The sequence below is a fragment of the Streptomyces sp. NPDC057638 genome, from assembly GCF_042800315.1.
Taxonomy (GTDB): Bacteria; Actinomycetota; Actinomycetes; order Streptomycetales; family Streptomycetaceae; genus Streptomyces.
This window is the reverse complement of sequence record NZ_JBHVHF010000576.1, coordinates 1-1979: the sequence shown is the minus strand read 5'-3', so window position 1 is coordinate 1979 and position 1979 is coordinate 1. Positions and strand designations below refer to the sequence as shown.

The following is a 1979-nucleotide window of genomic DNA, read 5'->3' as shown; positions in this document are numbered from 1 at the left end:
ATCCCGGGAGGGGATGGCGGCCATCGCCGTACAGCCGGACGGGCCGGCCCTTGACTCACATCAGAGGGGCCCGCAAAGGGGAGCGGCTCCCCGCGCGGACCCGCTCCACCCGAGGTCGGTTCTGAGCCGAAGGGGCGCGGTGGCGGAAGAGAGCCGTGAAACTACCCCTCTACTCCCACTCGATGGTGCCCGGGGGCTTGCTGGTCACGTCGAGGACGACGCGGTTGACGTCGGCGACCTCGTTGGTGATCCGGGTGGAGATCTTGGCGAGCACGTCGTACGGCATCCGGGTCCAGTCCGCCGTCATGGCGTCCTCGGAGGAGACCGGGCGGAGCACGATCGGGTGGCCGTAGGTGCGGCCGTCACCCTGGACGCCGACGCTGCGGACATCGGCGAGGAGGACGACAGGGCACTGCCAGATCTCGCGGTCGAGCCCGGCGGCCGTCAGCTCCTCACGGGCGATGGCGTCGGCCTCGCGGAGCAGGTCCAGCCGCTCGCGGGTGACCTCGCCGACGATACGGATACCGAGGCCCGGACCCGGGAAGGGCTGGCGCTGGACGATCTCCTCCGGCAGGCCGAGCTCCTGTCCGACCATGCGGACCTCGTCCTTGAAGAGCTTGCGCAGCGGCTCGACCAGCTCGAACTCCAGGTCCTCGGGGAGGCCGCCGACGTTGTGGTGCGACTTGATGTTGGCGGTGCCGGTGCCGCCACCGGACTCCACGACATCCGGGTAGAGGGTGCCCTGGACCAGGAAGGCGACATCCTCGCCACCGGCCGCGCCCTCGGCGACGATCTCGGCCTGCGCCTGCTCGAAGACCCGGATGAACTCCCGGCCGATGATCTTCCGCTTCTCCTCGGGGTCGCTGACCCCGGCGAGCGCGGCCAGGAAGCGCTCCTGCGCGTCGACGACCTTGAGCTGGACGCCCGTGGCGGCGACGAAGTCCTTCTCGACCTGCTCGGTCTCGCCCTGGCGCATCAGGCCGTGGTCGACGTAGACGCAGGTGAGCTGGGAGCCGATGGCCTTCTGGACCAGCGCGGCGGCGACGGCGGAGTCCACGCCTCCGGAGAGGCCGCAGATGGCGCGCTTGGTGCCGACCTGCTCACGGATGACGGCGACCTGCTCGTCGATCACATTGCCGGTGGTCCAGGTCGGCTCGATCCCGGCGCCCCGGTAGAGGAAGTGCTCCAGGACCTGCTGGCCGTAGGTGGAGTGCATCACCTCGGGGTGGTGCTGTACGCCGTAGAGCTTCTTCTCGTCGTTCTCGAAGGCGGCGACCGGGACCACGTCGGTGGAGGCGGTGACGGTGAAGCCCTCGGGCGCCGCCGAGCAGGCGTCGCCGTGGGACATCCACACCGGCTGCTCGGCCGGGGTGCCCTCGAAGAGGGTCGAACCGGGCTTGGTGACCTTCAGCGGCGTCCGCCCGTACTCACGGGCACCGGTGTTGTCGACGGTGCCGCCGAGCGTGGTGGCCATGAGCTGGAAGCCGTAGCACATGCCGAAGACCGGCACGCCGGCCTCGAAGATCTCCCGGTCCAGGCGGGGGGCGTTCTCGGCGTAGACCGACGACGGGCCGCCGGAGAGGATGATCGCCTTCGGCTTCTTCGCCAGCATCTCCGCCACCGGCATGGTGGACGGAACGATCTCGCTGTAGACCCGGGCCTCACGGACTCGACGGGCGATGAGCTGGGCGTACTGCGCGCCAAAGTCGACGACGAGTACGACGTCGGGCGCGGCAGCGGGGGACGCTGATGACACTGGCGGCCTTCCGGCGGTGGGGTTCGGTTGGACCAATTCTACCGAGATACGAAAACTCCCTCCCGTCTCACGATGCGACCGGGGCGGCGACGGTGGTGGCCGCCGGTTGGCCAGCGGGGGCCGCGCGGGCCATACTGACCCCATGCACAAGCAGCTCACCTCGGTCTTTACCTATGGCACCCGGCCCGTCCGGCTGCCATGGTCGTGCTGCTTGAGCCACTGA

1 protein-coding gene is annotated in these 1979 nt (G+C 69.6%); it reads right to left on the bottom strand.

Going from position 1 to position 1979, the window contains the following annotated elements; genetic code table 11:
* Positions 1-169: 169 nt before the first annotated feature.
* Positions 170-1756: a glutamine-hydrolyzing GMP synthase gene (guaA, locus tag ACFVIM_RS34910; protein ID WP_384310340.1), complete on the bottom strand. Its 1587-nt coding sequence runs from the start codon at positions 1754-1756 to the stop codon at positions 170-172.
* Positions 1757-1979 lie beyond the last annotated feature (223 nt).